Here is a 25866-nt window from a genome sequence, read left to right as displayed (position 1 = left end):
GTGCCGCCTAGGCTGGTCCGGTGCTGAGGATCGACCGGGCGACGTACGACGCCATCGTGGCCCACGCCAAGCGGGACCACCCCGACGAGGCGTGCGGCATCGTCGCGGGCCCCGAGGGCTCCGACCGCCCCGAGCGGATGGTCGAGATGGTCAACGCCGCGGGCTCGCCCACGTTCTACGAGTTCGACTCCACCGAGCTGCTCGCGCTCTACAAGCAGATGTGGGCGAACGACGAGGAGCCGGTGGTCGTCTACCACTCCCACACCGCCACCGAGGCCTACCCCAGCCGCACGGACATCGGCCTCGCGCAGGAGCCCGGGGCCCACTACGTCCTGGTCAGCACCCGTGAGCACGGGAATAACGACGGCCCTGTGGAGTTCAGGTCGTACACCATCGTGGACGGCGAGGTGACCGAGGAAGAGGTCGACGTCGTCGCGGCACTACCCCCGAGGAGCGAGTAACCCCATGAGCGTCGAGGTCCGGATCCCGACCATCCTGCGCACCTACACCGGCGGCGAGAAGGCCGTCAGCGGTGAGGGTGCCAGCCTGAGCGCCCTGATCGACGACCTCGAGGCCAACCACCCCGGGATCAAGGAGCGCCTCGTCGAGTCGAAGGACGCGGGCCCCGACCTGCGCCGGTTCGTCAACGTCTACGTCAACGACGAGGACGTGCGCTTCCTCGGCGGGCTCGACGCCGAGCTGTCGGACGGCGACCAGGTCGTCGTCCTCCCCGCCGTCGCGGGGGGCTGACCCCCTAGGCTCCGGTCATGGAGCCGGAGCCCCGCCGTACCTACGTCCTGGTCGACGGCGAGAACATCGACGCCACGCTGGGCACCGGCGTCCTCCAGCGTCGCCCCGGACCCGAGGAGCGGCCCCGCTGGGAGCGGGTCACCCGTTACGCCGAGACACAGTGGGGCCAGCCCGTCACCGGGCTGTTCTTCCTCAACGCCTCGTCGGGCCACATGCCGACCGGCTTCGTCTCCGCCCTGCTGGCGATGGACTACCGGCCGGTGCCGCTGTCGGGATCCGCTGACGTCAAGGTCGTCGACGTCGGTATCCAGCGCACGCTGGACGCGCTCGTGGGTAGGGATGCGGACGTCTTCCTCGTCAGCCACGACGGCGACTTCATCGACCAGATGTCGGCGCTGCTCGGCGGGGAGCGGCGCCTCGGCGTCCTCGGCTTCCGGGAGTACGTCAACGCCCAGTACGCCGCCGCCGGGATCGGGATCCACGACCTCGAGGACGACGTCAAGGCGTTCAACGTCCCGCTGCCCCGCGTGCGGATCATCAGCCTCGACGACTTCGACCCGGACTACTTCCTGCGCTGAGGCGCCGGCGTGGCGCGGGCCACGGAATGTCGACCGCCGGGCTGCGGTTCACCCGGTGGCGCGGACGCTCCTGCCCGCGCGGCCCCTGACAGACTGGAACCCATGCGCTACGACAGCCTGATCGCCTCCGTCGGCGGGACCCCGCTGGTGGGTCTGCCGACGCTGTCGCCCTCGGCGGACGTCCGGCTGTGGGCGAAGCTGGAGGACCGCAACCCCACCGGCTCGATCAAGGACCGCCCCGCGCTGGCCATGATCGAGGAGGCCGAGAAGGACGGGAGGCTCCGTCCGGGCTGCACCATCCTCGAGCCCACCTCCGGCAACACGGGGATCTCGCTGGCCATGGCCGCGACGCTCAAGGGCTACCGGATCGTCTGCGTGATGCCCGAGAACACCTCGGAGGAGCGCCGTCAGCTGCTGCGCATGTGGGGCGCGGAGATCATCTCGAGCCCCGCCGCCGGTGGTTCCAACGAGGCCGTCCGGGTCGCGAAGCAGGTCGCCGAGGAGCACCCGGACTGGGTGATGCTCTACCAGTACGGCAACCCCGCCAACGCGCTCGCGCACGAGCGCACGACCGGCCCCGAGCTGCTCGAGGACCTGCCCGGCATCACCCACTTCGTCGCCGGCCTCGGGACGACCGGCACGCTGATGGGCGTCGGCCGCTTCTTCCGCACGGCCAAGCCGGGGGTGAAGATCGTCGCCGCCGAGCCGCGGTACGGCGAGCTGGTCTACGGCCTGCGCAACCTCGACGAGGGCTTCGTCCCCGAGCTGTACGACGCCGACCTCATCGACTCCCGCTTCTCGGTCGGGCCGCGCGACGCCGTACGCCGGACCCGGGAGCTGCTGGAGCGCGAGGGGATCTTCGCCGGCATCTCGACCGGCGCGATCCTGCACGCCGCCCTCGGTCAGGCGGCCAAGGCGATCAAGGCGGGGGAGTCCGCCGACATCGCCTTCGTCGTGTGCGACGGCGGCTGGAAGTACCTGTCGACCGGCGCCTACGAGGGCACCGTCGACGAGGCGGAGGACCGCCTCGAGGGTCAGCTCTGGGCCTGAGGCCCGTCGCCGTCCTCCTCCCCGCCGCCGAGCGAGCCCGACAGCCGCGTGAGCCGTGACTGCTCGTCGAACTCGCACTCGACGCTGCTGTGGGTGACCGGGTCGGTCAGCCGGACCGCGGCGAACTCCGGCGCCCACTCGGCCCGGAAGCCGGCGAGGTCGGCCAGACCCTGCACGGCGAGCCGGTGGTCCTCGACGAGGCCGGTGGCGAGCGCGGCGGGCACCCGCGTGCCGAAGCGGTGGTCGATGCGCACCGTCGGCAGCTCGGGGGCCGCGAGGAGGGTCACGAGGCGCGTGCCGCCCCCGGCGGGCGCCGAGTAGTAGTGGGACGGTCCGGTGACCGCGATCGCCGCCCGGGCCACCGTGTGCGTGACCGCGGTGAGGTCCGCGGCCAGCTCCTCGCCCTGCGCCTCGGTGGGCAGGGGGACCTCCGAGGCGGTGAGGGAGGCGATGTCGTGCTGCTCGCCGTACTCACGGGTGGCGGGCAGGCTGATCGCCTCCATCTGCGGGTGCGACCAGCCCCACAGCAGCGAGCGGGGGCCCGGCGCGACCGTCGCCACGATCGTCATCCGGGTGTCGAGGCGCGCGTCGCGCTCCTCGGAGACGAAGGACAGCCGCCGCTCGTCGAGGTCGGACTCCCAGCGGTGCCGGCCGAGGGTCTCCTCCAGGTGCTCGGCCAGCAGCTGCTGGGCGAGGTGGGTGAAGACGGCGGCCCGGTCGGACAGTGGCTGCAGGTCAGGCAGGAGCATGGGCCCACGATCCCATCCCGGAGGGCTGTCATGCTTGCGAGGTGACTCCACCCAGGACGGTCCTCGTGGTCGCCCTGGCGAGCCTGCTGCTCCCGCTGGGCGCGGCCGCCCCGTCCGCGGCGACCGACCGGGACCGTGAGCGCGTCCGGACCGGGACCGCGACCGGGGTCACGGAGCGGGCCGGCGAGCCGATGGCGAGCACCGAGCGGCCCCGCGTGCAGGGCGTCCGGCGGTACGGCGAGACGCTCCGCGCGACGCAGGGCCGGTGGACCCGGCCGCCGCAGACGGTCCGCTTCCAGTGGTTCCGCGGGCCGGACCCGGTGCGGGGAGCGACCTCCCAGCGCTACCGGGTGAGGCCGGAGGACGTCGGCCGCCAGGTCTCCGTCCGCGTCAAGGCGTGGCGCGAGGGCGCCGGGTCGGCGTACGGCCGCTCGCGCTGGGTGGGCCCGGTCGAGCACCGCACCGGCGTACGACGGGTGGTCAGCTACCACGTCGAGACCCGAGGTCGGATCGTGGCGAGCCTCCCCGAGTTCCGCCGCCAGGCCGCCGAGAGCTACGCCGACGCCCGCGGGTGGCGCGGGCGGGGCGTGGTGTTCCGGCGGGTGGCCCGCGGCGGGGACTTCACGCTCGTGCTGGCCGAGGCGAGCGAGGTGCCGCGCTTCTCCCCGGGCTGCAGCGCCGAGTGGTCCTGCCGCGTCGGGCGCTACGTGATCATCAACCAGCTGCGCTGGCGCACCGCCTCCCCGGCGTGGAACCGCGCCGGCGGTTCACGACGCGACTACCGGCACATGGTGGTCAACCACGAGACGGGGCACTGGTTGGGGCGCGGCCACGTCGGCTGCCCCGGCCGCGGCAGGCCGGCCCCGGTGATGATGCAGCAGTCCAAGGGACTGGACGGGTGCCGCCACAACCCTTGGCCCACCCTCGGCGAGCTGCGGTAGGAGCACGGTCATGAGCGAGGTCGTCGTCTTCTCCGGAGCAGCCCACCGGGCGCTCGCCACCGAGATCTGCGCGGGCCTGGGCGTCGACCTCAGCCCCGTCGAGATCACCCGCTTCAGCAACGACTGCCTCCAGGCCCAGCTGCAGGTCAACTGCCGCCAGCGTGACGTCTACATCGTCCAGCCGCTGGTGCCGCCCACGCAGGAGCACCTGATGGAGCTGCTGCTGATGATCGACGCGGCCCGCGGGGCCTCGGCCGCGCAGATCACGGCGGTGATCCCGTACTACGCCTACGCGCGCTCGGACAAGAAGGACGCCTCCCGGCTCTCCATCGGCGGTCGCCTCGTCGCCGACCTCCTCGCGACCGCCGGCGTCCACCGCGTCCTGACCATGACGCTGCACGCGCCTCAGGTGCACGGCTTCTTCTCGGTGCCGGTCGACCACCTCACGGCCCTCGGCGTCCTCGCCGAGCACTTCGTCGAGCAGGACCTCTCCGACGCCGTGGTCGTCTCCCCGGACTTCGGCAACGCGAAGACCGCCACCCAGTTCGCCCGCCTGCTCGGGCTGCCGGTCGCGGCGGGCAGCAAGAAGAGGCTGGCCGACGACCGGGTCGTCATCGACGCCATCGTCGGCGACGTCGAGGGCCGGCGGGCCATCGTGCTGGACGACGAGATCGCCACGGGCGGCTCGATCATCGAGCTCCTCGACCGGCTCGCGGAGCAGGGCTGCACGTCCGCGGCGGTCGCCTGCACGCACGGACTGTTCGTCGGCAAGGCCGTCGAGCGCCTGCGCGACCACCCGATGATCACCGAGGTCGTCGCCACCGACACCGTCCCCCGCCCGGACGTCGACTGGCCGGGTCTGCGCACTCGCTCGGTGGCCGGGCTGTTCGCCACCGCCATCGAGCGGACCCACGCGGGGGAGTCGATCAGCAGCCTCTTCGACGGCGTCGACCCGTCGCTCGGCCCGCCTCAGCCGAAGCTGTTCGACTGACGGTCGCACCTCGCTCTCCGGGCTCCCGCTGGTCGAGCAGCACGCGAGCGCAGCGAGCGCGCGTCGTCGAGACCCGGCGAGGGGGCGTCTCTCGTCTTCCGGGATCTCGTGGCTCGGTCGCTGCGCGACGCTCGCACCTCGATCTCCGGGCTCCCGCTGGTCGAGCAGCACGCGAGCGCAGCGAGCGCGCGTCGTCGAGACCCGGTGAGGGGTCTGAGTGACCGATCGGTGTCGCTGAGAGACACCGATCAGTCACTCAGCTGGCGGTTACTCGCGTCGGGGGTGCGCCGGTGGTGGTCTGGTCTCGTGGACGTGGCCGGTGGGGGTGGTGGTCTCCACGACGTGGGTGCCGTCGGGATCGATCCTGGTCTTGGACCGCCAGCCGGGGGCCTGCTTGGCGTAGTTGCACGCCTCGCACAGCCCCTGGCCGTTGTCCGCGGACGTGGGGCCGCCCTCCTCGACGCTCACGGCGTGGTCGGTGTGGCGGATCGGGGCGCCGCACCAGGGGTTGCGGCAGTACCTGTCCCGGCGGCGCAGGAACAGCGCGAGGAGCAGCGGGAAGCAGCGGGCCGCGGACTCCATCGCGACGAGCTGTCCGGTGGTGGGGTCGGTGAACAGGCGCCGGAAGACGCCGAGGGTCTCGACGGCGTCGGCGGTGAGGGAGCGGGCGAGGTCGGCGGGGACCTCGCCGTACCCGTCGACCCACCCGAACGCGTGAGGTTGCTGCCCGGTGTGGGAGCCCTCCGGGAGGAGTGCGTCCAGCGGGACGGTGACGTCGACGTGCACCGGGACCGGCTCGGTCACGGGGTCCCGGCCGGTGACGCGTCCGACGAGGGTGTCGGCCATGACCTGGCCCCGGGACCGCTCGTCACCGGCGGCGCGGGCCTGGTCCGCGGCGAGCGTCAACGCGGCGATCACTGCGACGCCCTCCTTGACGGGCAGGAGCGCCGACAACCTGAGCATGGTGTCCGGGGCCGGGCGGGAGGACACGTGGCGGTCGGCCTCCGCGGCGGCCCGACGGCGGACCGCGCCCGCCGGGTCGGCCGCGCACGCGAGGGCGTCGGCGGCGCCGCGGGCCTGCCAGTCGTTCATCTGACACAACCGCTCCGCCCGGTCGGGGTCACCGGCGAGCTGGGCGTCCACCCCACGGCGGTCGTCCAGGTCGAGCCACACGATCCGACCCAGGATCAGCGACACCCGCCGCTCCGTGATCCGACCCTGCCGCCACAGCCCAGCCAGGTGCGGCAGCGCCGCGACCTCCCGCGCCAGCCCCAGGTGCGCCGAGCCCCGGGACGGGGGCTCGCGGCGGGCCAGGGCGATCTGGTGCCCGATCCCGCGACCGACCCGCGACCCACGCATGCCCGCGGCTTCCTGCCGGGCGACCGCGGCGGCGTACACGCCACGCGTCGCCGTCGCCTGCGCGGACTCCGCGACGCACTTCAGCGTCTCGAGCTCGCCGATCACGTCGATCAGGTCCGCCTCGCACGAGTTGCCGGCGTCAAGACCGGACAGGCCGGCGACCACCGCGCGCAACGACGCGACGGGGTTCTCCCGCACCATCGTCTCGATCACCGATGTTTCGCTCATGTGTTCGATTGTATTCTCGACCACCGACAACGAATACCCGGAGAAGGCGTTCTCCGAACATCTGTGGAGAACTCCTTCGCCGGCGGATCCGTGAGCCGGGTGGTCCCGGCTCAGCGCACGCGCAGGTTCTGCTTGCTGTCGATGCGTGAGCCGGGGATCGGCCCGATCCCCAGCAGGTCCAGCGAGAGGTTGCCGATCGCGGCGTTGCGGATGGGCTGCTCGCCGGCGTAGCCGGGGCGGCTCTTGCCGGGGTAGGCGTACGCCGGGTTGATGCGGTAGAGGTTCGCCCCCTGGCGCGCCTGGGCGCCCCAGGCCATGAACGCGACGCGGTAGTTGATGCGGGCCCGGTTGTCGTAGTGGCCCTGGTCCATGCCGCCGTGGTCGGAGGTCAGCAGCACCGTCGTCCGGCCTTCGAGGGCGGGGCGGGACTCGATGGTGTCCATGAGCTCTCCGACGACCTGGTCGACGTAGCGGACCGCGGTGCGGTACTCCTCGCTGTCCCACCCGTAGGCGTGGCCCATGACGTCGGGCGCCGCGAGGTGGACGAAGGAGAAGGGCCGCGGGCGGCGGACGAGGTCCTGGCGCACCTGGTCCATCAGCCGGCCGGTGCTGCCCTCGATGTGGACGTACCGGTCGATGCCGCGGGGCCACGACCGCCTGAAGAGCGCGAACTTCTCCTTGCCGGTGTAGAGGTTGCCGGTCCGGCCCGCCCGGGCGAGCCGCGAGAAGGCGGACTCGATGCGCCGGCCGGCGTTGGACGACACCGTGCCGCCGGGGTCGTCGTTCACCGTGACGCCGTGACCCTGGTCGGTCTCGATCCGGCGGCCGGTGAGCATCCCCGTGTGGTTCGGCAGGGTGACGGTCTGCTCGACCGCGGTGCGGGCCTCGAGCGTGGTCGCGCCCTCGTCGATCATGCGGTGCAGGGAGGGGGTGCCGGTCCGGCCGAGCTCGGTGATCACGGAGGGGCGCATCCCGTCGACGGAGATCGCCACCACCCGCCGCATGCGGGGCGCGGCGAGGGGGCCGGGGACGTCGACCGGCACGTCCTCCGCCGCGGGCTCGGCGCTGCCGGAGGTGTCCGAGGCGGACGCCGCCCCGTCCGCCTGGGAAGGCGGCCGCCCGGCGTCCTCGGACCCGGGGAGGGTCGCCACGAGCACGACGGCGACGACGGCGGCGAGGATCGCGAGGACACGGACGGGGATCTGCACCCTCACACGGTAGGAGACGAACGTCGCGTGGCGGGGCGATCGCCCCACGCCGTACCGTTCGTGGCGTGGGCCAGGTGAGTGCGGACGCGCCGATCGGCATCTTCGACTCCGGCTTCGGCGGCCTCACGGTCGCCCGGTCGGTGGTCGACCAGCTGCCGCACGAGTCGATCACCTACGTCGGGGACACCGCCCGCCAGCCGTACGGCCCGAAGCCGATCGCCGAGGTGCGCGAGTACGCGCTGGAGTGCCTCGACCACCTCGTCGAGCTGGGGGTCAAGGCCCTCGTCATCGCCTGCAACTCGGCGAGCGCCGCCATGCTCCGCGACGCCCGGGAGCGGTACGACGTCCCGGTGGTCGAGGTGATCCTGCCGGCGACCCGCCGCGCCGCCGCAGCGAGCAGCTCGGGCCGCATCGGAGTCATCTGCACCACCGCGACCGCCCAGTCCCAGGCGTACGACGACGCGTTCGCCGCCGCCCGCCACGTCACGCTGACGACGCAGGCCTGCCCGTCGTTCGTGGACTACGTCGAGCGGGGCGTCACCGCCGGGCCCGAGCTGATCGGCGTCGCCCACGCCTACCTCGAGCCGCTGGTGGCGAAGGACGTCGACACCCTTGTGCTGGGTTGCACCCACTACCCGCTGCTGACCGGGGTCATCTCCTACGTCATGGGCACCGGGGTGACGCTGGTGAGCAGCGCCGAGGAGTGCGCGAAGGACCTGTTCGCGCTCCTCGTCGACCGGGACCTGCTGCGACCCGACACGGCCGGGCCGGCGACGTACCGCTTCCTGACCACGGGCGACACCGCCGAGTTCGAGCACGTCGGGGGCCGCTTCCTGGGCGCGCACCTGCCCGCCGCCGTGCAGTTCGGCCAGTTCGCGGGGGGCCTGCGATGAGGATGACCGTGATCGGGTGCTCCGGCTCCTACCCCGGACCCCACTCGCCCGCCAGCTGCTACCTCCTCGAGGCGCCGTACGACGACGGCACGGGGGAGCGGACCTGGCGCGTGCTCCTGGACCTCGGCAACGGCGCGCTCGGCTCGTTGCAGAACTTCGCGGACCCACTGGCGATCGACGGCGTGCTGCTGAGCCACCTGCACGCCGACCACTGCCTGGACCTCTGCGGCTACCACGTGCTGCGCCGCTACCACCCGGCCGGCAAGCAGCCGCGCATCCCCGTCTGGGGCCCGGAGGGCACCGCCGACCGGATCGCGCGCGGCTACGACCTCGACCCCGACCCCGGGATGCACGAGGACTTCGTGTTCAGCGAGTTCGACGCCGCCGGCCACGACCTCACGCTCGGCCCGTTCACGGTGCGCGCCGAGCCGGTCCTGCATCCCGTCACGGCGTACGCCCTGCGGGTCACGGCGGGCGGTCGCACCCTGACCTACTCCGGCGACACCGCTCCCTGCGAGGGCCTCGATCGCGCGGCGGCCGGTGCCGACCTGCTGCTCGCCGAGGCGTCGTTCCGCCACGGCGACGTGAACCCGCCCGCCATCCACCTGACGGGCCGGGAGTGTGGCGAGACGGCCGACCGCGCCGGGGTGCCGCGGCTGGTGATCACCCACGTGCCGCCCTGGTACTCCGCGGCCGACGCCGCGGACGAGGCCCTTACGGTGTACGCCGGCGAGGTGCACGTGGCCACGGTCGGTCAGGCGCACGACATCTGAAGATCCCCTGAGAAGGGCGTGTCGTGCCCTACCTTTCTCCGTGAGCCCACTTTCGGGCCACTTCCCCAAGGAGGAACGCTTGTCCTCGTACGCCCCCGGCCGCTCCACCAGGCCCAAGTCCGTCCAGACCGCCGTCATGCTCATCTGGGTCAGGATCGCCGTCGGCCTGATCGCCGGCCTCGTGAGCTTCTTCACCATCGACGACCAGCTCGCTGCCGCCGGTATCGCGGCCGCCGACCGCTCGAACGCCGAGGGCGGCATCATCATCGGCGCCGTCATCGCGCTGGTGATCAGCGTCGCGATCCCGGTCATCCTCGCCATCTTCATCGGCAAGGGTCACAACTGGGCCCGCATCGTCTACACGGTCCTCGCCGTCATCGGCCTCGTGGTCGGCCTGCTCGGCCTCATCGGCGCGGCGCAGCTCGGCACGTTCAACCTGATCCTGTCGATCGTCGGCCTGGCCCTCACCGCGGCGACGCTCTTCTTCCTGTTCCGTCCGGACGCGAACGCCTACTTCAAGAGCTGACGTCTCCACCGCACACGGCGCGGCGCCACCTCCGGGTGGTTCCGCGCCGTTCGCGCGTCCGCAGCGAACGCGCGACACAGCGGATCCACAAGCTCTACGCTCCGGGGACGGTCGCACCCGGACGACGAGGAGCCAGGATGTCGCAGTACGAGTCCTACCCGAAGGGGCCCGACGGGCAGCAGAACCCCTACGGCCAGCCGAACCCGTACGACCCGTCCGCCTACGGCTCGCCGGCCAGTGCGGGGACGGTGGCGCGGCCTCCGTCGGTCGCGCTGGCGGTCAAGCTCATCTTCGGCGCCGTCGCCCTGAGCGTGGTCTCCGCAGTCATCGCGCTGCTGACGATCGACGACCAGGTCAGGGCACAGGCGGAGACCGCAGGCGTGGACCCGGACACGGTGCGGACCATCGCCCTGGTCACGGTCCTCGTGGTCGTGGTGCTGACGGTGGTGATCTTCACGGTCCTCGCCCTGCTCATCAACCGGGGCAAGAACTGGGCCCGGATCGTCTACACGATCCTGGGCGCGCTGTCCGTGCTGTCGTTGGGCACGTCCTTCAACGGCGAGGTGATCGCCGCGTCGCTGGTCGTCGAGATCGTGCAGGCGCTGCTGACGATCGGCGCGATCGTGCTGCTGTTCCGCGACGAGGCGCGGCCCTTCTTCGCGTCGAGGTAGACGCCCTCAGAGCAGCCCCGCGTCGTGGACCGTCATGGCGATCTGCACACGGTTGGTCGCGCCGAGCTTGTCGAAGAGCCGGGACACGTGCGCCTTGACGGTGGGCACCGACAGGTGGAGCTCCGCGCCGATCTCGGCGTTCGAGAGCCCCCGGCCGACGGCGACCGCCACCTCGCGCTCGCGCCCGGTCAGCCGGGCGAGGGCCTCCTCGGCCGCGGCGGCCTGACGACTGGGCTCGGCCGCCGAGACCTCCTCCCGGACCCGCCGGACGAGGGTGGCCGTGGCGGACGGCGACATCATGGGCTCGCCCGCCGCCACCCGTCGTACGGCGGTGATGAGGTCGGCGGGGGCCGTGTCCTTCAGCAGGAAGCCGTCGGCACCGGCCGCGACGGCCCCGACGACGTACTCGTCGGCGTCGAAGGTCGTCAGCACCACCACCCGCGGCGGCGGGATGGCGGCGCTCGCCCCGGTGGCGTGGAGGGCGCGCGTGGCCTCCAGGCCGTCCATGACCGGCATCCGGATGTCCATGAGGACCACGCGCGGTCGCAGCTCGCGCACCTTCGCGAGGGCCTCGCGCCCGTTGACAGCCTCACCGACCACGCGCAGGTCGGACTGTCCGCCCAGCATCAGCGCGAGGGCCTGCCGCACCAGGGGGTCGTCGTCGACCAGCAGCACCGTCACGTCGGTCATGTCGGTCACGTCCGCCACGGCACCCACCCTCGCAGGACGAACGTCTCCCCGTCGTCGCGGTGCGTCAGCCGGCCCCCACGCAGGGCGGTCCGCTCGGACAGCCCAAGCAGGCCCAGGCCCGACCCCGGGGGACGCGGCCCGGCCACGCGTCCGACCGGCCGCGGGTTGCAGACCTCCACGGTCAGCCCGTCGTCCGGCCCGCCCGTGGTCGTCACCCGCACCGCGGCGCCCGGCGCGTGCTTGGCGGCGTTCGTGATGCCCTCCTGGACGATCCGGTAGACCGTGCGGCCGGCGCCCTCCGGCACGAGCTCGGGGTGCGCCACCCGGTCGTCGTGCTCGACGCGGACGCCGTCCTCCCGGGCGCGACCGAGGAGCTCGCCGAGGTCGGCGTACGTCGGCTGCGGGCGGCCGGCCAGCTCGCCGGACTCGGGGTCGCGCAGGACGCCGAGGACGTCCCGGAGGTCGGTGAGCGCCTCGTTGGCCCGCTCCCGGATGGTGGCGGCGCCGGTGCGCAGCTCGTCGGCGTCGAGGTCGTCGCGGATCGCCAGGGCGCCCGCGTGCATCGAGATCTGGGAGATGCGGTGCGCCAGGACGTCGTGCATCTCGCGGGCGACCTGGGTGCGCTCGCCGACCCGGGCGCGGGAGACGCGGAGCTCCTGCTCCGCCTCGGCGCGCTCCGCGCGCTGCCGCAGCGTCCAGAGCAGCTCGCGGCGCGAGCCGATGTACATGCCCCAGCCGATGATGGCGATGGTGGCGACGACGTTCGCCGAGGCGGTCACCCACCAGGGCTCGGACGGCGCTGGCGTCAGCAGGGCGTACACCTCGGCGGAGACCAGCGAAAGCACCGCGACCGCCACCAGCTGACGGGGCCGCCGGCGGGTGGCGACCGAGACGGTGGCCAGCACCGCGGGCCCCGCGGCGACGGCGGAGACCATCGCGATCGCGTTGACGACGAGGAAGACGGTCATCGGGGCCCGGCGGCGCCACCAGACCAGGACGTAGGCCGCGACGGCGCCGACGAGCTCGGCGACCACGGACCAGGCCGTGTCCCGGGAGCCCTCCTCGATCGCCGTCGACAGGGCGATCGCGCTGATGAGCAGCATGCCGACGATCCGGGTCAGCTGACCCCACACCGAGATCGGCGGTGGCGGCACTCCGCGGGCGTCGTCGGTCTCCATCGTCGGTCACGGTAGTCGCGACCGGGTCCCGTGCGGTGCCGTCGCCGGTCGCGACGTACCCCCTACTTTGGTCGCGCGACACGCCCCCGGGTGTGGACCGCGGACCGATGCCACGGACCGCCGGACCCGCCAGGCTGGGGTCATGATCACAGTCGAGAACCTCACGAAGTCCTACGGCGGGTTCACCGCCGTCGACGACGTCAGCTTCACGGCCGAGGCGGGCCGGGTCACCGGCTTCCTCGGTCCGAACGGAGCGGGCAAGACGACCACGATGCGCGTCATGACGGGGCTCACCCCGCCCACCCGCGGGTCGGTCACCATCGGGGGCCACCTCTACCGCGACCTGCCCAACCCGGGCCGCCACGTCGGCGTCCTCCTCGACGCCTCCGCCCAGCACGCCGGCCGGACCGGTCGCGAGGTGCTCACCCTCGGGGCGAGGACGATGGGGCTGCCGGCCTCGCGCGTCGACGAGATGCTCGCCCTGGTGAGCCTCGACGAGCGGGAGTCGAAGCGCCGCATCAAGAACTACTCGCTCGGCATGCGCCAGCGCCTCGGCATCGCCCACGCCCTGCTCGGCGACCCGTCGGTCCTCATCCTCGACGAGCCCGCCAACGGCCTCGACCCCGCCGGCATCCGGTGGATGCGCGGCCTGCTCAAGTCGTACGCCGACCGCGGCGGCGCCGTCCTGCTGTCCAGCCACCTGCTGCACGAGGTGGAGCAGATCGCCGACGAGATGATCCTCATCGGCCGCGGCCGCATCGTCGCCCGCGGCACCAAGGCCGAGCTGCTCGCCGTCCAGGGCGACGGCAGCACCCTGGTCCAGGCCGTCGACAACGACCTGCTCGCCAAGGCGCTCGTCGCCGCCGGCCACGAGGTCACCGCCGCCGGCGCCGGGCTCAGCGTGAGCACCCAGCCCGCCGTCGTCGGCCAGGTCGCTCTCGAGGCCCAGGTCGCGCTCGTCGACCTGCGTGCCACCGAGGGCCGCGGGCTCGAGGACCTGTTCCTCGAGCTCACCGCCGACACCCAGCGCGAGGCCCCCGCCGGGGCGCCGAGCGCCCAGCCCGCCACCCCCGCCCACGCTGCCCCCCAGGGAGGCCCCCGATGAGCACGACCGCCCCGACGCCCCGCGCGTCCGTCCCGCGCACCCTGGACGTCTCCGGGACCCCGAAGGTCCCGTTCACCCGCACCGTCTCCGTCGAGCTGCGCAAGATGCTCGACACCCGCGCCGGCTTCTGGCTGCTCGCCGTCAGCGGACTGCTGCTCGTGGTCGTCGCGGGCATCGTGATGGCCGTCGTGCTCGCCAACGACATCGGCATCACCGCCAACGGCTGGGTGCAGGTGATGACCGTGCCGCTGTCGCTGCTGCTGCCCATCTTCGCGATCACCTCGGTCACCGCCGAGTGGAGCCAGCGCACGGGCCTGGTGTCGTTCACCCTGGAGCCGCACCGGCTCAAGATCATCGGCGCCAAGCTGGTCGCCGTCGTGATCCTGGTGGTCGCCACCATGGCCCTCGCGGTCGCCCTGGGCGCCGTCGCCAACCTCCTGTACGGCGCCTTCAGCGGCAACGACGTGGTCTGGAACGTCGACGGCTCGGCGTTCTTCTGGACCGTCGTCAACCAGCTGCTGTACTTCCTGATGGCCTTCGGCCTGGCGATGCTCATCCTGAGCACGCCGGCGAGCATCGCGGTCTACTACGTGGTCTCGCTGCTGCTGCCCTTCATGGTCTACAGCGCGGTCTACGTCCTCGTCTCGTGGGGTCCGGACGTGCTGCCGTGGGTCGACCTCGGCTACGCGATGGCGCCGCTGGTCGGTGGCGGTCCCACCGGCCCCGGTGGACCCGGGCTCGAGGTGACCGGCACGACGTACGCGCAGGTCGCGGTGGCCACCCTGATCTGGGTGGTGCTCCCGATGGTCCTCGGCGGCCGCCGGGTCATGCGCACCGAGATCAAGTAGGCGAGGTCCGGAAGGGTCGGCGGCACGTCCTAGGGTCGAGGTCATGACTACCCCCACGCAGGGTCGAGCCGACGGACGTGCCGACGACCAGCTCCGCGACGTACGCATCACTCGGGGCTGGCTGGACCACGCGGCGGGCTCCGTGCTCGTCGAGTTCGGCCGGACCCGGGTGCTGTGCGCCGCCTCCGCCTCGGAGGGGGTGCCGCGCTGGCGCAAGGGCTCCGGCCTCGGGTGGGTGACCGCGGAGTACGCGATGCTCCCCGCCTCGACCAACACCCGCAGCGACCGCGAGTCGGTCAAGGGCCGCATCGGCGGCCGCACGCACGAGATCTCCCGCCTGATCGGGCGCAGCCTCCGCGCCGTCGTCGATTACCAGGCGCTGGGGGAGAACACCATCCAGCTCGACTGCGACGTCCTCCAGGCCGACGGCGGCACGCGCACCGCAGCCATCACCGGGGCGTACGTCGCCCTCGCCGACGCCGTCTCCCACCTCCGCTCGACCGGCGCGCTGAAGGGTGAGCCGCTCACCGGCTCGGTGGCCGCGATCAGCGTCGGGATCATCGACGGCGTCCCGCGCCTGGACCTCCCGTACGAGGAGGACGTGCGCGCCGACACGGACATGAACGTCGTGATGACCGGCGACGGCGGCTTCGTCGAGGTGCAGGGCACCGCCGAGGGCGCGGCGTTCTCCCGCACCGAGCTCGACGTGCTCCTCGCCCTGGCGGAGAAGGGCTGCGGCGACCTCACCCGCCTGCAGCGCGAGGCGCTGGCCGGGGACCCCGCGGGCCGATGAGCCGGGTCCTGCTGGCCTCCGGCAACGCCAAGAAGCTCGAGGAGCTCCGCCGCATCGTCGTCCCGCTGGTGCCCGGCGTCGAGGTGCTCGGCCTGGCGGACCTGCCCGACCCCGACGCGTGGACCGAGCCCGTCGAGGACGGCGCCACCTTCGCCGAGAACGCCCTGATCAAGGCCCGCGTCGCCCACGCCCTCACCGGCTGGCCGTCGCTGGCCGACGACTCGGGCCTCTGCGTGGACGCGCTGAACGGGATGCCGGGGGTCCTGTCCGCCCGGTGGAGCGGTCCGCCGAAGGACGACGCCCGCAACAACCGGCTGCTCCTCGACCAGCTCGCCGACGTCCCCGACGAGCGCCGCGGCGGTCACTTCGCCTGCGCGATGGCCCTCGTCCACGGGCCGGTCGACGCCCCGGTCGAGGAGGTCGTCGAGGGACGCATGGCGGGGCGCGTGGAGCGCGAGGTCCGCGGCTCCGGCGGCTTCGGGTACGACGTCCTGTTCACCGCCGACGACCGACCCGGCCTGACCACCGCCGAGCTCAGCCGCGAGGAGAAGGACGCCGTCAGCCACCGCGGCCACGCCCTCCGGGCCATGGCCCCGCTGCTGGCGAGGATCCTGACCGCCTGACCGCCTGACCGCCTGACCGCCTGACCGCCTGACCGCCTGCCGCCGGCCGTTCGACCACCTCGCGCGGTCCGGTCGGTCAGGCCTCCGGGTCGCCCGGGTAGAGCCGGTAGCCGGCGAGCCGCCGGTGGGGGAACGTCCCGTAGAACCCGTCCGCGGCGCCGTCGGTGACGAGGTCGACCCGCTTGGCGCCGGTGGCCTGGAAGGTCGCCACGGTCAGCAGGCGACCGATCCCGCGGCGACGGTGCCCGGGGTGGACCGCGAGGAAGCTGAGGTGGGCCTGCAGGACGCCGTCGGTCAGCGCCTGGGCCCAGCCCACCAAGCCGGCGTCCTCGTCGCGGGCGACGTACGACACCGAGCCGGGGGCGGCACACACCCGGGCGACGACCTCCGGGTCGGTGAGGCTCGGCCACTGCACCGTCGTGGCGAGGCGGGCGACGTCGCGCGCGTGGGCGTCCTCGAACGGGAGCACCTCCACCGTCGCCATCTGGTCGACGCTAGCGCCCTTGACCTCGAGCGTGCTCGAGCTCCTAGCGTCACGCCCATGAGCGTCGAGGTGGTCCCCGTCGTGCTCCGGCCCCGCGTGCGGGCGCTGTGGGCCGAGCCACGGGTCGGGACCCTGGGGGTGGTCCGGGCCGACGGCAGCCCGCACCTGACCCCGGTGAAGTCGCTGCTCGACCTGGAGAGTCCGACGGCGCGGGTGCTCGTCCTCACCCGCCCCGACACCGTCAAGGCGCGGGTCGTCGGCCGGACCGGACGGGCGAGCGTCGCCGAGCACACGCCCCACGCCGACTGGGCGACGCTGGAGGGGCCGGCGTACGTCAGCGGGGACAGCCAGCTCCTGACCCGCGCGCGAGACCTGTACGCCGACCGCTACGGCGAGCCCGACGGCTGGGGCACCTGCGTGCTGGTCGTCGCCGTCGAGCGGGTGCTCACCGGCTCGTAGGATCCCGGCTGGGCCGGAGTGGTGGAACGGCAGACACGCAGGTTTTAGGTACCTGTGCCCCAGGGCGTGCGGGTTCGAGTCCCGCCTCCGGCACCCGCGGGCGCCGCACGGCGTCCGACCGGGGCTCAGTCGAGCCCGAGGTCGCGGCGCAGCTTGGCGACGTGGCCGGTGGCCTTCACGTTGTACTGCGCCAGCGAGACCGTGCCCTCCTCGTCGACGACCACGGTGGAGCGGATGACGCCCTCGACGACCTTGCCGTACAGCTTCTTCTCGCCGAAGGCGCCGTACGCCTGCATGGTCGCCTTGTCGGGGTCCGACAGCAGGGTGATGCCCAGGCCGTCGCGCTCGCGGAACTTCGCGAGCTTCTCCGGCTTGTCGGGCGAGATGCCCAGCACCTCGTAGCCCTCACCGCGCAGGGAGGCGAGCGAGTCGCTGAAGTCGCACGCCTGCGTCGTGCAGCCCGGCGTCATCGCCGCGGGGTAGAAGTACACGATCGTCTTGCGTCCGCGCAGGTCGGACAGCGTGGTGGTGCCGCCCGCGTCGTCGCTCAGCGTGAAGTCCGGGGCGGTGTCGCCGGGGGAGAGTCGGTCGCTCACAGGGTCTCCTAGCCAGTCGGGGGGTACTGCGAATGATGGGCAACAACCTAGATTGAGCACATGCACGTTCCAGACGGATTCCTCGACGCCCCGACGTCCGTGGCCACCGGGGTGATCGCGGCCGGCGGGATCGCCCTCGCCCTCCGCGGCGCCCGCCGGGAGCTCGACGACCGTACCGCTCCCATGGCGGGCCTGGTGGCGACGTTCGTGTTCGCCGCGCAGATGGTGAACTTCCCCGTCGGTGCGGGCACCAGCGGCCACCTGCTGGGCGGGGCGCTCGCCGCCGTGCTGGTCGGGCCGTGGACCGGGACGCTGTGCCTGTCCGTCGTCCTCGGGGTCCAGGCCCTCCTCATGGCGGACGGCGGGATCACCGCGATCGGCACGAACATCACCCTGATGGGGCTCGTCGGGGTCTGGGTCGGCTGGTTCGTCTTCCGCGGCGTCGCAGCGGTGCTGCCGAAGCGCCCGGCCTCCGTGCCGCCGGCCGCCGCGGCGGGTGCCCTCCTCAGCGTGCCCGTGGCCGCCCTGGTCTTCACCGCCCTCTTCGCGATCGGCGGCACCGTCCCGGTGGCGGTGGGCGACGTCGCCCTGGCGATGGTGACCTGGCACACCGTCATCGGCGTCGGGGAGGCCGTCGTGACGGCACTCGTGGTGGCGGCCGTCGTCGCCGTCCGCCCCGACCTCGTGTACGGCGCCCGGAAGGTCCTGCCCGTCCGCGAGCTCGAGATCCGCGACACGCCCTCGGTGCGGCCCGGAGCCGCCGCGTGAGCGCCCCGGCTCCCCAGCGGGACCAGGGGCAGGAGCAGGAGCGGCGCGGACGGCCCCGTGGCCGCACCGTGTGGATGCTCGGCCTCCTCGTCTGCGTGCTGGTCGCGGGCGGCATCAGCTACTACGCCAGCGGCCACCCCGACGGCCTCGAGTTCGTCGCCGGCACCCAGGGCTTCCTCGACGCGGGCCGCGACAGCGCCACGGCCGGGAGCCCCCTGTCGGACTACCAGACCACCGGCGTCGAGAACTCCTGGCTCTCCGGGGCGGTCGCCGGGCTCGTCGGCTGCGCGGTCGTGCTGCTGCTCATGACCGGCATCGCCCTCGTCGTCCGTCGTCGTCGCCGGTGAGCGGCGCGCACAGCCACCTTTGGCACCACCACGGGCACGGCCCGCTGCACCGGGCCCCGGCGCACCTGAAGCTCGTCGCCCTGATCGGGTTCATGCTCGCCGTCGTGGCGATCCCGCGCGACGCCCTGGCCTGGCACGCCGTCCCCGCCGCGGTCGTCGCGGTGGTCGTCGCGGTCTCGGGGGTGCCGCTGCGCCACCTCGCGCCGCGGATGCTGGTCGAGACCCCGTTCGTCGTCTTCGCCCTGCTGGTGCCGTTCGTGGCCACCGGCCCGCGGGTCGACGTCCTCGGGGTGCCGCTGTCCGAGCCGGGCCTCGTCGCCGCCGGGGCGTTCCTCGCGAAGGCCACCATCGGCGTCGTCGCGTCCCTGACCGTCGCGTCCACCACCACGGCCCAGCAGCTGGTCGACGGCCTCACCCGGCTGCGGGTGCCCGCCCTGCTGGTCCAGATCACTGGCTTCATGCTGCGCTACCTCGAGGTCGTCACGGGCGACATGGGCCGCATGACCGTCGCGATGCGCGCCCGCGGCCTCGAGCCACGCCGTCCCCGCCACTGGCCCGTCCTCGCGCGGTCGCTGGGGTCGTTGTTCATCCGGTCCTACGAGCGCGGCGAGCGCGTGCACCTGGCGATGCTGGCGCGCGGTCACACCACGGGCCGCACCGGATGAGCGGGTCCGGGAGCCCCCCCGTCCTCGACGTCCGCGGCCTCGCCCACGCCTACCCCGACGGGCACCAGGCCCTGTACGGCGTCGACCTGCGGGTCGACGCGGGGGAGCGGGTCGCCCTGCTGGGGCCGAACGGCGCCGGCAAGACCACGCTCGTCCTGCACCTCAACGGCATCCTCGCCCCGGGGGCGGGCAGCGTCCACGTCAGCGGGCTCCCCGTCGAGGGCAAGCACGTCGCGGAGGTGCGACGCCGCGTCGGCGTGGTCTTCCAGGACCCCGACGACCAGCTCTTCATGGGCACGGTCCGCGCCGACGTCGAGTTCGGGCCGCGCAACCTCGGCCTGCGCGGCGCCGAGCTCGAGGAGCGGGTGGCGGAGTCCCTCGCGGCGGTCGGCATGACCGAGGTCGTGGACCGCACTCCTCACCACCTCTCGTTCGGTCAGCGCCGCCGGGTGGCCGTCGCCACGGTCCTGGCGATGCGGCCCGACGTCCTCGTGCTCGACGAGCCGTCGTCGAACCTCGACCCGGCGTCCCGTCGGGAGCTCGCCGACGTCCTGCGGAGCCTGGACACCACGGTGCTGATGGTCACGCACGACCTGCCGTACGCGTCCGAGCTGTGCCCCCGCTCCGTCGTCCTGGACGGCGGCGTCGTCGTCGCGGACGGTCCCACCCTCGACGTCCTCGGCGACGCGGACCTGATGCGGCGGCACCGGTTGGAGCTGCCCTTCGGGTTCGACCCCCGGCGGGCCGGGGAGCGACCCACGACGGGTTGATAGCGTGCGCGGACGCAGGGTAGGTCGCTGACCAGGTCGCAGGACCCGTCGAGAGGTGTGCACGTGAGCAAGGAGCTGTCCGGTCTCGAGACCGAGATCGAGAACACGCGCGACCGGCTGGCGGCCAACATCGACCAGCTGCTCTACCGGGCCCACCCGAAGACGATCGCGCAGCGCGAGGTCGCGAGCGTGAAGGGCTTCTTCGTCGACGCCCGGACCGGGGAGCCCCGCACCGACAACATCCTCAAGGTCGTCGGCGGCGTCGCGGGTGTGGTGGGCTTCTTCGTGCTGGTCCGTCACATCACCCGTTGAGTCGCTCCGCGGCCATGGACAAGACCCCGATCGAGATGCTGCACGACCGGGTCCTGGTCGAGCTCGACAAGGACGCCGGCGAGCGGACGTCGTCCGGCGGCATCGTCATCCCCGCCACCGCGGCGATGGGCAGCGCCCGGCGTCTCGCCTGGTCGCGCGTCGTGGCCTGCGGTCCCCAGGCACGCTCCGTCGAGACCGGCGACCGCGTCCTCTACGACCCGGTCGACAAGGCCGAGGTCGAGATCCACGGCGAGACGTACGTCGTCATGCGGGAGCGCGACGTCCACGGCGTCGCGGCCGACCGGCTCGGCGACTCCGCCACCGGTCTGTACCTGTGAACGCTTGACAGGAATCGGCCGCCGGGTCGAGTGTGCCCAGCACACACTCTCCCCCCGGAGGTCGCCATGCGCGCCGTTCCCCGTCTCGCCGGACTGACGTCGATCGGCGCGCTGCTCGCCGCGCTGCTGGCCGGCGTACCCGCGGCCTCGACCGCCGAGGAGGGCGTCGGCGAGGACCGCTCGGCCCGCAGCAGCGGCAGCGACCGCCTCGAGGTGTACGTCGGCCAGGTCCGCCGTGACCAGCTGTCCGCCCTGGTCGCCACCGGCGTCGACCGCCACGAGCTCGAGCTGTCACCCGTGCGCAGCTCGCAGCAGGAGGGTGAGGACGCCCCCGTCGGCGTCGAGCTGGTCCTGTCCGGCGCGCAGGCCTCGCGCCTGGCCGCGGACGGCATCGACCTGGAGCCCAAGACCACCGGCGGGATGACCGCCTCGGAGCGGGCCGACGCCGAGCGGGCGGACGGCTACGAGGTGTGGCAGAGGTACTCCGGCAAGGGCGGCCTGCGCGCCGAGGTGCGGGCCCTGGCCGCACGCTTCCCCGGCTACACCAAGCCCGTCACCATCGGCCGCACGCTCCGCGGCAAGCCGATCGACGCGGTCAAGGTGACCGCGGGGGCCGACAAGGTCGCCGACGGCAGCCGGCCCGCGGTCCTCTACTTCTCCGCCCAGCACGCCCGGGAGTGGATCACCCCCGAGATGACGACCCGCCTGCTGAAGCACGTGCTGCAGCAGGCGCGCTCGAAGCCCGCGATGCGGAAGATGCTGGCCACCAACGAGCTGTGGTTCCTGCCGGTCGCCAACCCCGACGGCTACGACTTCACCTTCACCGAGGGCAACCGCCTGTGGCGCAAGAACCTCCGTGACAACGACGGCGACGGCGAGATCGCCCCGGGCGACGGCGTCGACCTGAACCGCAACTGGCCCGCCAAGTGGGGCTACGACAACGAGGGCTCGTCGCCGAACCCCGCCAGCGAGACCTACCGCGGCGCGAGCCCGACCTCCGAGCCGGAGACCAGGGCCCTCGACCGCTTCGCCGGCCGGATCGACTTCGAGTTCGTCATCAACTACCACTCCGCGGCCGAGCTCCTGCTGTACGGCACGGGCTGGCAGGTCGCCACGCCGAGCCCCGACGACGTGATCTACGAGGCGCTCGCCGGGGACGACGAGCGCCCCGCGGTCCCGGGCTACGACCCGGACCTGTCCGCCGAGCTGTACACCACCAACGGTGACACCGACTCCGGCATCACCGAGCGGCACGGCGCCCTCGGCTTCACCCCGGAGATGTCCACCTGCGAGGTGGCGTCCGAGTCGGACCCGGACGACGAGTTCGAGGCCGAGGACTGCAACAGCGGCTTCGAGTTCCCCGACAGCGAGGAGCTCGTCGAGGCGGAGTTCCGCAAGAACATCCCCTTCGCGATGTCGGTCGCCCGCTCGGCCGCCGACCCGGACGACCCGAGGACGGTCACGGGCCGCAGCGCCGCGGACTTCGTCACCGACCCCTTCGAGACCTCCCTCGGCGGACGCCAGCCGGTCGCCGTCACCGCGAAGCAGGCCCTGCGGGACCACCGCATGCGCTTCCGCATCGGCTCCGGTCCCGTGCGGACCGTGCCCGCCCGTGAGTGGGACGGCGGGGAGCGGTACGGCACCGACAACCGGCTCTACTACGCCGAGTACCGCGGCACCGTCACCGGCGCCCGCCCGGGCGACCGGGTGACCGTCTGGTTCGCCGGCGACAAGGGGCGCGGGAGCAACGCCCGCACCGTGACCAGCGAGCGCTTCACGTACACGGTGAGGTCCAGCACGGGTTCCGACGTGCTCGTGATCGCCGACGAGGACTACACCGGCGTCAACCCGACGTACCCCGAGGGCACCGACGCCCCAAAGTACGACGAGGCGCACGTCGCCGCGATCGAGGACGCCGGCTACTCCGCCGACGTCTGGGACGTCGACGCCCAGGGGGTGCCGCACCACCTCGGCGCGCTGTCGCACTACGACGCCGTGCTCTGGTACCTCGGGGACAACCGGCTGACTCAGGACCCGGAGGACGAGGAGACGGACACGCCCTTCGGCCCGCTCGAGGACATCTCGGTCGCCGAGAAGGAGCAGTACCTGACGATCGCCGTCCGGGACTACCTCAACGAGGGCGGCAAGCTGGTCCACGCCGGTGAGACCGCCCAGTTCGAGGGGCTCGTCGGGATCTCCGACTCCGTCGGCGGCCTGTACTACGGGCTCAACGGCGACCCGGGCGCCGAGTGCACCGTCGGCGGCGAGCCCGGCACCTCGGCGGGCTTCTTCGAGGACTGCCTGATCCTCGCCGACGACTTCCGCCAGTACTACCTGGGAGCGTTCCAGCGGACCTCGACCAGCGGTCCCACCGGCTTCGAGGGCACGGGGGCGCCGTTCCTCGGCACCTCCACCACCCTGGGCGGCCCGGTCGTCGAGGGTGACAACCCGCTGGACGAGGCCGGGGTGTTCCTCCCGACCAGCCAGGTCCTGCCGCCCGCGCAGTTCCCGCAGTTCCGCAGCCGTGGCGTGGGTCTCTACGAGGTCGAGAACGGCCCGTACGCCCCGGCCGAGGGCGACCGGTACGCCGGGGTGCTGCACGCCGACGACGCCTACTCCCGGCTGACCCGCACCGTCGACGTCCCGACCAGCGTCTCGACGGCGACGTTGGAGTTCCAGGGCTCCTGGAACGTCGAGCCCGAGTACGACCACCTGATCGTCGAGGCCCGGACCGCGGGCGGCGACGACTGGACGACGCTGCCCGAGGCCGGCGGAGCGACGTCCACGGCCTCACCGGCGGAGTGCGAGGCCGGGGGCTTCCTGTTCGACTCCCACCCGTTCCTCACCACCTACCTCGGAGAGGACTGCAGCAACCCGGAGGGTCGGTGGAACGCCCTGACGGGTGACAGCGAGGGCTACCAGGACCTCACCTACGACCTGTCGGCGTACGCCGGGTCCACGGTGGAGCTGTCGATCACCTACGTCTCCGACCCGGCGTCGGGCGGTGTGGGCGCGTTCGTCGACGACACCCGCGTGGTGATCGACGGTGTCGAGGACGCCGACGGCTTCGAGGGCGCCACCAGCGACTGGGCCCCGGGCACCCCGCCCGCCTCCAGCCCGCCGCAGCTGACCCAGTGGGAGATCGGCGGCAACCTGGTGGAGAACATCGGCGCCACGGCCACGGAGGACACGATCCTCCTCGGCTTCGGCCTGGAGCAGGTCGAGCGGTCCCCGCAGCGGGCCCTGCTCGTCCAGCGGTCCCTGGACTCGCTCCTCCGCTGACCCGCACCACCCCACCTCGACCCCCGGGCCCCACCCGGGGGTCGAGGTGTCTCCGCAGGTCGACCAGCAGTACGGAGGTCGAGGTGTGAGGGCCGCTAGGCCCGGGTCCGGCGTTCCGGAGGTCGAGGTGTGAGGGCCGCCTGGCCCGGGCTCGGCGTTCCGGAGGTCGAGGTGTGAGGGCCGCTAGGCCCGAGCCACGAGACCCGGTGAGGGGTCTGTGGTCCGGTTGCGGGGTCTCGTGGCTCCTCGCCGGGGCTCGGAGCGCCTCGACCTCCGGGGACGTGCGGAGGTCGAGGTGTGAGGGCTGCCTGGCCCGGGTCCGGCGTTCCGGAGGTCGAGGTGTGAGGGCCGCTAGGCCCGAGCCACGAGACCCGGTGAGGGGTCTGTGGTCCGGTCGCGGGGTCTCGTGGCTCCTCGCCAGGGCTCGGAGCGCCTCGACCTCCGGGGCGCTCGAGGCCCGGTGAGGACTCCTACCCACCCGGGGTGGAGCGGTCCCTCACGGCCTTGCGACGGCTGAGCGCCGAGATCGCAGCCCAGTCGCCTCGAATGAGTGCTTCCCGCTTGGCTCGCCCCCACCCCTGAACCCGCTTCTCGAAGGCGAACGCGTCGTCGATGCGGTCGAAGTGCTGCGACCAGACGAGGACGACCGGCCGCCGCGACTGCGTGTAGTTCGCTCCGAGACCGACGCCTGTGTTGTGGTCGGCGATCCGTCGGTCCAGGTCCCAGGTGCTTCCGACGTAGTAGGAGCCGTCGCGGCAGCGGACGATGTAGGTGTAGGGCATGACGAGGATCGTCATCGGGAGACGTGGACCCAGCAACGCGTTCTCCACAGGCTCGGTGGTCCGGTCGCGGGGTCTCGTGGCTCCTCGCCAGGGCTCGGAGCACCTCGACCTCCGGCCACCGCGGTGGTCGAGGTGTGAGGGCCGCTAGGCCCGAGCCACGAGACCCGGTGAGTTGCCCGTGGTCCGGTCGCGGGGTCTCGTGGCTCCTCGCCAGGGCTCGGAGCACCTCGACCTCCGGGGTGGTCGGGCCGTGGAGCACCTGGACCTCCGGGGAGGTGGCGCTCGGAGCGGACCGGCGTCGGGGGTGCGGGCTAGCGTCGGGGCATGGCCACGACGATCAGCAGCGTGCTCGGGCGGGCCCGCGGGGAGCTGCGGCACCAGCCCACCGGGGTCCGGGTGCGGGCGGAGTGGGGCGGGGAGACCGTCCTGGACACCACCGGGGCGCACCTGCTCTGGGAACCGCGACGGCTGCTCTGCGTGTACGCCGTGCCGGAGGCCGACCTGCGCGGGGTGACGCTGGCGCCCGCGACCGGGGAGGCGCCGCTCGCACCCGAGGACGGCGTGCTGCTCCCGGACGTGCCGTTCGCCGCCCACACGACACCGGGGGAGTCCCTCGACCTCGTCCGGGGTGAGAGCCGGGCCACGCGCGCTGTGCTCCGGCCCGACGACCCCGACCTCGCCGGGCTCGTCGTCCTCGACGCCGAGGCGCTCGACGTGTGGTGGCACGAGGACGAGCGGATCATGGGCCACCCCCGCGACCCGTTCCACCGCGTCGACGCCCTGCCCAGCACCCGGCGGGTGACGGTACGGCGCGGCGGCGAGGTCCTCGCCCGCACCGACCGCGCCGTCGCGGTCAACGAGACCGGTTTCCCGATGCGCTGGTACGTCCCGCGCGAGGACGTCCTCACCGAGGTGACGCGCACGGCGACGAGCACGCTGTGCCCGTACAAGGGCGAGGCCTCGTACTGGAGCGCCGCGGGGGCCGACGACGTCGCCTGGTCCTACGAGGAGCCCCTGACCGAGGTGGTCCCGGCGCGCGGGCACCTGTGCTTCGACGACACCGCCTGTGAGATCGAGGTGGAGATCCCCGTCGGGGGCTGAGGGTCCAT

Annotated in this window: 31 protein-coding genes and 1 tRNA gene; 24 read left to right on the top strand and 8 right to left on the bottom strand. The window is 73.0% G+C overall.

Annotation, left to right across the window (positions count from 1 at the left end; translation table 11 throughout):
* Window positions 1-20: 20 nt before the first annotated feature.
* The 4 genes from Q0858_RS06700 (at window position 21) to Q0858_RS06685 (ending at window position 2378) form a co-directional block, all read left to right on the top strand.
* The gene (locus Q0858_RS06700; protein WP_299052079.1) at window positions 21-461 is read left to right on the top strand and encodes a M67 family metallopeptidase; all 441 of its coding nucleotides are present in this window, start codon (window positions 21-23) and stop codon (window positions 459-461) included.
* Between the two features lie 4 nt (window positions 462-465).
* On the top strand, window positions 466-750 hold the full coding sequence (locus tag Q0858_RS06695) for a MoaD/ThiS family protein (RefSeq protein ID WP_299052078.1): 285 nt from the start codon (window positions 466-468) through the stop codon (window positions 748-750).
* 17 nt (window positions 751-767) lie between these two features.
* Complete coding sequence (locus Q0858_RS06690) at window positions 768-1328, top strand: NYN domain-containing protein (RefSeq protein WP_299052077.1); 561 nt, start codon at window positions 768-770, stop codon at window positions 1326-1328.
* Between the two features lie 102 nt (window positions 1329-1430).
* Window positions 1431-2378 carry a PLP-dependent cysteine synthase family protein gene (locus Q0858_RS06685; protein WP_299052076.1) on the top strand — a complete coding sequence of 316 codons (948 nt, stop codon included), beginning with the start codon at window positions 1431-1433 and terminating at the stop codon, window positions 2376-2378.
* Here Q0858_RS06685 and Q0858_RS06680 read toward each other — a convergent pair.
* Window positions 2363-3127: a DUF6882 domain-containing protein gene (locus tag Q0858_RS06680; protein ID WP_299052075.1), complete on the bottom strand. Its 765-nt coding sequence runs from the start codon at window positions 3125-3127 to the stop codon at window positions 2363-2365. The two genes, Q0858_RS06685 and Q0858_RS06680, sit on opposite strands and share 16 nt — an antisense overlap.
* A gap of 41 nt (window positions 3128-3168) precedes the next feature.
* Between Q0858_RS06680 and Q0858_RS06675 the strand changes: the two genes are divergently transcribed.
* Entirely contained in the window at window positions 3169-4068 is a 900-nt protein-coding gene (locus Q0858_RS06675) for a DUF3152 domain-containing protein (protein WP_299052074.1), read from the top strand.
* 10 nt (window positions 4069-4078) lie between these two features.
* Window positions 4079-5059 (top strand): ribose-phosphate pyrophosphokinase, encoded by a 981-nt coding sequence (locus Q0858_RS06670; RefSeq protein WP_299052073.1) that lies wholly within the window; start codon window positions 4079-4081, stop codon window positions 5057-5059.
* 267 nt (window positions 5060-5326) lie between these two features.
* Here the strand turns inward: Q0858_RS06670 and Q0858_RS06665 are convergent, their stop codons facing one another.
* Together Q0858_RS06665 and Q0858_RS06660 are read right to left on the bottom strand one after the other, a co-directional pair.
* Entirely contained in the window at window positions 5327-6646 is a 1320-nt protein-coding gene (locus tag Q0858_RS06665; RefSeq protein WP_299052072.1) for an HNH endonuclease, read from the bottom strand.
* A 110-nt stretch (window positions 6647-6756) separates the two neighbouring features.
* On the bottom strand, window positions 6757-7854 hold the full coding sequence (locus Q0858_RS06660) for an alkaline phosphatase family protein (RefSeq protein ID WP_299052071.1): 1098 nt from the start codon (window positions 7852-7854) through the stop codon (window positions 6757-6759).
* 65 nt (window positions 7855-7919) lie between these two features.
* Between Q0858_RS06660 and murI the strand changes: the two genes are divergently transcribed.
* The 4 genes from murI to Q0858_RS06640 all read left to right on the top strand — a co-directional run bounded on the left by murI (window position 7920) and on the right by Q0858_RS06640 (window position 10717).
* Window positions 7920-8747 carry a glutamate racemase gene (gene murI / locus Q0858_RS06655; RefSeq protein WP_299052070.1) on the top strand — a complete coding sequence of 276 codons (828 nt, stop codon included), beginning with the start codon at window positions 7920-7922 and terminating at the stop codon, window positions 8745-8747.
* Window positions 8744-9520, top strand: coding sequence for an MBL fold metallo-hydrolase (locus Q0858_RS06650; protein ID WP_299052069.1), 777 nt, complete (start codon window positions 8744-8746; stop codon window positions 9518-9520). Before murI ends, Q0858_RS06650 begins: the two co-directional genes overlap by 4 nt.
* A 79-nt stretch (window positions 9521-9599) precedes the next feature.
* Window positions 9600-10046, top strand: coding sequence for a hypothetical protein (locus Q0858_RS06645; RefSeq protein WP_299052068.1), 447 nt, complete (start codon window positions 9600-9602; stop codon window positions 10044-10046).
* Between the two features lie 137 nt (window positions 10047-10183).
* A complete protein-coding gene (locus Q0858_RS06640; protein ID WP_299052067.1) occupies window positions 10184-10717 on the top strand; it encodes a hypothetical protein in 534 nt (177 codons plus the stop codon).
* A gap of 6 nt (window positions 10718-10723) precedes the next feature.
* Here the strand turns inward: Q0858_RS06640 and Q0858_RS06635 are convergent, their stop codons facing one another.
* Together Q0858_RS06635 and Q0858_RS06630 are read right to left on the bottom strand one after the other, a co-directional pair.
* Window positions 10724-11407: a response regulator transcription factor gene (locus Q0858_RS06635; protein ID WP_299052961.1), complete on the bottom strand. Its 684-nt coding sequence runs from the start codon at window positions 11405-11407 to the stop codon at window positions 10724-10726.
* Between the two features lie 5 nt (window positions 11408-11412).
* Window positions 11413-12585 (bottom strand): histidine kinase, encoded by a 1173-nt coding sequence (locus Q0858_RS06630; protein WP_299052066.1) that lies wholly within the window; start codon window positions 12583-12585, stop codon window positions 11413-11415.
* Window positions 12586-12727: 142 nt separating this feature from the next.
* Between Q0858_RS06630 and Q0858_RS06625 the strand changes: the two genes are divergently transcribed.
* Genes Q0858_RS06625 through Q0858_RS06610 form a run of 4 tightly spaced genes read left to right on the top strand, consistent with a single transcriptional unit; the run spans window position 12728 to window position 15954 of the window.
* Entirely contained in the window at window positions 12728-13690 is a 963-nt protein-coding gene (locus tag Q0858_RS06625) for an ATP-binding cassette domain-containing protein (RefSeq protein WP_299052065.1), read from the top strand.
* A complete protein-coding gene (locus tag Q0858_RS06620) occupies window positions 13687-14538 on the top strand; it encodes an ABC transporter permease (RefSeq protein WP_299052064.1) in 852 nt (283 codons plus the stop codon). Before Q0858_RS06625 ends, Q0858_RS06620 begins: the two co-directional genes overlap by 4 nt.
* A 43-nt stretch (window positions 14539-14581) precedes the next feature.
* Window positions 14582-15331, top strand: a complete 750-nt coding sequence (gene rph, locus Q0858_RS06615; protein ID WP_299052063.1) for a ribonuclease PH — start codon at window positions 14582-14584, stop codon at window positions 15329-15331.
* A complete protein-coding gene (locus tag Q0858_RS06610) occupies window positions 15328-15954 on the top strand; it encodes a non-canonical purine NTP pyrophosphatase (protein WP_299052062.1) in 627 nt (208 codons plus the stop codon). Before rph ends, Q0858_RS06610 begins: the two co-directional genes overlap by 4 nt.
* Before the next feature lie 76 nt (window positions 15955-16030).
* On the opposite strand, the gene Q0858_RS06605 is transcribed toward Q0858_RS06610, so the two are convergent.
* Window positions 16031-16438, bottom strand: a complete 408-nt coding sequence (locus tag Q0858_RS06605; protein ID WP_299052061.1) for a GNAT family N-acetyltransferase — start codon at window positions 16436-16438, stop codon at window positions 16031-16033.
* 57 nt (window positions 16439-16495) lie between these two features.
* On the opposite strand from Q0858_RS06605, the gene Q0858_RS06600 reads away from it, so the two are divergent.
* Window positions 16496-16897: a pyridoxamine 5'-phosphate oxidase family protein gene (locus tag Q0858_RS06600; RefSeq protein ID WP_299052060.1), complete on the top strand. Its 402-nt coding sequence runs from the start codon at window positions 16496-16498 to the stop codon at window positions 16895-16897.
* A gap of 12 nt (window positions 16898-16909) precedes the next feature.
* Window positions 16910-16990 (top strand) — tRNA-Leu (locus Q0858_RS06595).
* Between the two features lie 32 nt (window positions 16991-17022).
* Here the strand turns inward: Q0858_RS06595 and bcp are convergent.
* A complete protein-coding gene (gene bcp, locus Q0858_RS06590) occupies window positions 17023-17493 on the bottom strand; it encodes a thioredoxin-dependent thiol peroxidase (protein ID WP_299052059.1) in 471 nt (156 codons plus the stop codon).
* Between the two features lie 60 nt (window positions 17494-17553).
* Between bcp and Q0858_RS06585 the strand changes: the two genes are divergently transcribed.
* From Q0858_RS06585 to Q0858_RS06555, 7 genes are all read left to right on the top strand, one after another.
* Window positions 17554-18261 carry an energy-coupling factor ABC transporter permease gene (locus tag Q0858_RS06585; RefSeq protein ID WP_299052058.1) on the top strand — a complete coding sequence of 236 codons (708 nt, stop codon included), beginning with the start codon at window positions 17554-17556 and terminating at the stop codon, window positions 18259-18261.
* Window positions 18258-18608 carry a PDGLE domain-containing protein gene (locus Q0858_RS06580; protein ID WP_299052057.1) on the top strand — a complete coding sequence of 117 codons (351 nt, stop codon included), beginning with the start codon at window positions 18258-18260 and terminating at the stop codon, window positions 18606-18608. The genes Q0858_RS06585 and Q0858_RS06580 overlap by 4 nt, the downstream gene beginning before the upstream one ends.
* The gene (cbiQ, locus tag Q0858_RS06575; protein WP_299052056.1) at window positions 18605-19273 is read left to right on the top strand and encodes a cobalt ECF transporter T component CbiQ; all 669 of its coding nucleotides are present in this window, start codon (window positions 18605-18607) and stop codon (window positions 19271-19273) included. Before Q0858_RS06580 ends, cbiQ begins: the two co-directional genes overlap by 4 nt.
* The gene (locus tag Q0858_RS06570; RefSeq protein ID WP_299052055.1) at window positions 19270-20043 is read left to right on the top strand and encodes an ABC transporter ATP-binding protein; all 774 of its coding nucleotides are present in this window, start codon (window positions 19270-19272) and stop codon (window positions 20041-20043) included. Before cbiQ ends, Q0858_RS06570 begins: the two co-directional genes overlap by 4 nt.
* A gap of 63 nt (window positions 20044-20106) precedes the next feature.
* Window positions 20107-20355 carry a DUF3618 domain-containing protein gene (locus Q0858_RS06565; protein ID WP_299052054.1) on the top strand — a complete coding sequence of 83 codons (249 nt, stop codon included), beginning with the start codon at window positions 20107-20109 and terminating at the stop codon, window positions 20353-20355.
* A 14-nt stretch (window positions 20356-20369) separates the two neighbouring features.
* The gene (locus Q0858_RS06560; RefSeq protein ID WP_299052053.1) at window positions 20370-20693 is read left to right on the top strand and encodes a co-chaperone GroES; all 324 of its coding nucleotides are present in this window, start codon (window positions 20370-20372) and stop codon (window positions 20691-20693) included.
* Between the two features lie 66 nt (window positions 20694-20759).
* A complete protein-coding gene (locus tag Q0858_RS06555) occupies window positions 20760-23975 on the top strand; it encodes a M14 family metallopeptidase (protein WP_299052052.1) in 3216 nt (1071 codons plus the stop codon).
* Window positions 23976-24445: 470 nt separating this feature from the next.
* Here Q0858_RS06555 and Q0858_RS06550 read toward each other — a convergent pair whose 3' ends face one another.
* A complete protein-coding gene (locus Q0858_RS06550) occupies window positions 24446-24757 on the bottom strand; it encodes a GIY-YIG nuclease family protein (RefSeq protein WP_299052051.1) in 312 nt (103 codons plus the stop codon).
* Window positions 24758-25081: 324 nt separating this feature from the next.
* Between Q0858_RS06550 and Q0858_RS06545 the strand changes: the two genes are divergently transcribed.
* Window positions 25082-25858 (top strand): DUF427 domain-containing protein, encoded by a 777-nt coding sequence (locus Q0858_RS06545; protein WP_299052050.1) that lies wholly within the window; start codon window positions 25082-25084, stop codon window positions 25856-25858.
* Window positions 25859-25866 lie beyond the last annotated feature (8 nt).

Source organism: uncultured Nocardioides sp. (assembly GCF_947489365.1).
In the GTDB taxonomy this organism is placed as follows: Bacteria; Actinomycetota; Actinomycetes; order Propionibacteriales; family Nocardioidaceae; genus Nocardioides.
Note: the sequence above shows the minus strand (reverse complement) of the source record. Positions and strands in the feature narration are given on the sequence as shown.

Coding starts and splice junctions, on each gene's coding strand:
- Q0858_RS06560 (WP_299052053.1), top strand. CDS start 20,370: ATGGACAAGACCCCGATCGAGATGCTGCACGACCGGGTCCTGGTCGAG.
- rph (WP_299052063.1), top strand. CDS start 14,582: ATGACTACCCCCACGCAGGGTCGAGCCGACGGACGTGCCGACGACCAG.
- Q0858_RS06635 (WP_299052961.1), bottom strand. CDS start 11,407: ATGACCGACGTGACGGTGCTGCTGGTCGACGACGACCCCCTGGTGCGG.
- Q0858_RS06680 (WP_299052075.1), bottom strand. CDS start 3,127: ATGCTCCTGCCTGACCTGCAGCCACTGTCCGACCGGGCCGCCGTCTTC.
- Q0858_RS06625 (WP_299052065.1), top strand. CDS start 12,728: ATGATCACAGTCGAGAACCTCACGAAGTCCTACGGCGGGTTCACCGCC.
- Q0858_RS06570 (WP_299052055.1), top strand. CDS start 19,270: ATGAGCGGGTCCGGGAGCCCCCCCGTCCTCGACGTCCGCGGCCTCGCC.
- Q0858_RS06630 (WP_299052066.1), bottom strand. CDS start 12,585: ATGGAGACCGACGACGCCCGCGGAGTGCCGCCACCGCCGATCTCGGTG.
- Q0858_RS06610 (WP_299052062.1), top strand. CDS start 15,328: ATGAGCCGGGTCCTGCTGGCCTCCGGCAACGCCAAGAAGCTCGAGGAG.
- Q0858_RS06545 (WP_299052050.1), top strand. CDS start 25,082: ATGGCCACGACGATCAGCAGCGTGCTCGGGCGGGCCCGCGGGGAGCTG.
- Q0858_RS06670 (WP_299052073.1), top strand. CDS start 4,079: ATGAGCGAGGTCGTCGTCTTCTCCGGAGCAGCCCACCGGGCGCTCGCC.
- Q0858_RS06555 (WP_299052052.1), top strand. CDS start 20,760: ATGCGCGCCGTTCCCCGTCTCGCCGGACTGACGTCGATCGGCGCGCTG.
- Q0858_RS06685 (WP_299052076.1), top strand. CDS start 1,431: ATGCGCTACGACAGCCTGATCGCCTCCGTCGGCGGGACCCCGCTGGTG.
- Q0858_RS06665 (WP_299052072.1), bottom strand. CDS start 6,646: ATGAGCGAAACATCGGTGATCGAGACGATGGTGCGGGAGAACCCCGTC.
- Q0858_RS06695 (WP_299052078.1), top strand. CDS start 466: ATGAGCGTCGAGGTCCGGATCCCGACCATCCTGCGCACCTACACCGGC.
- Q0858_RS06650 (WP_299052069.1), top strand. CDS start 8,744: ATGAGGATGACCGTGATCGGGTGCTCCGGCTCCTACCCCGGACCCCAC.
- Q0858_RS06600 (WP_299052060.1), top strand. CDS start 16,496: ATGAGCGTCGAGGTGGTCCCCGTCGTGCTCCGGCCCCGCGTGCGGGCG.
- Q0858_RS06690 (WP_299052077.1), top strand. CDS start 768: ATGGAGCCGGAGCCCCGCCGTACCTACGTCCTGGTCGACGGCGAGAAC.
- Q0858_RS06585 (WP_299052058.1), top strand. CDS start 17,554: ATGCACGTTCCAGACGGATTCCTCGACGCCCCGACGTCCGTGGCCACC.
- Q0858_RS06605 (WP_299052061.1), bottom strand. CDS start 16,438: ATGGCGACGGTGGAGGTGCTCCCGTTCGAGGACGCCCACGCGCGCGAC.
- Q0858_RS06620 (WP_299052064.1), top strand. CDS start 13,687: ATGAGCACGACCGCCCCGACGCCCCGCGCGTCCGTCCCGCGCACCCTG.
- Q0858_RS06640 (WP_299052067.1), top strand. CDS start 10,184: ATGTCGCAGTACGAGTCCTACCCGAAGGGGCCCGACGGGCAGCAGAAC.
- Q0858_RS06550 (WP_299052051.1), bottom strand. CDS start 24,757: ATGCCCTACACCTACATCGTCCGCTGCCGCGACGGCTCCTACTACGTC.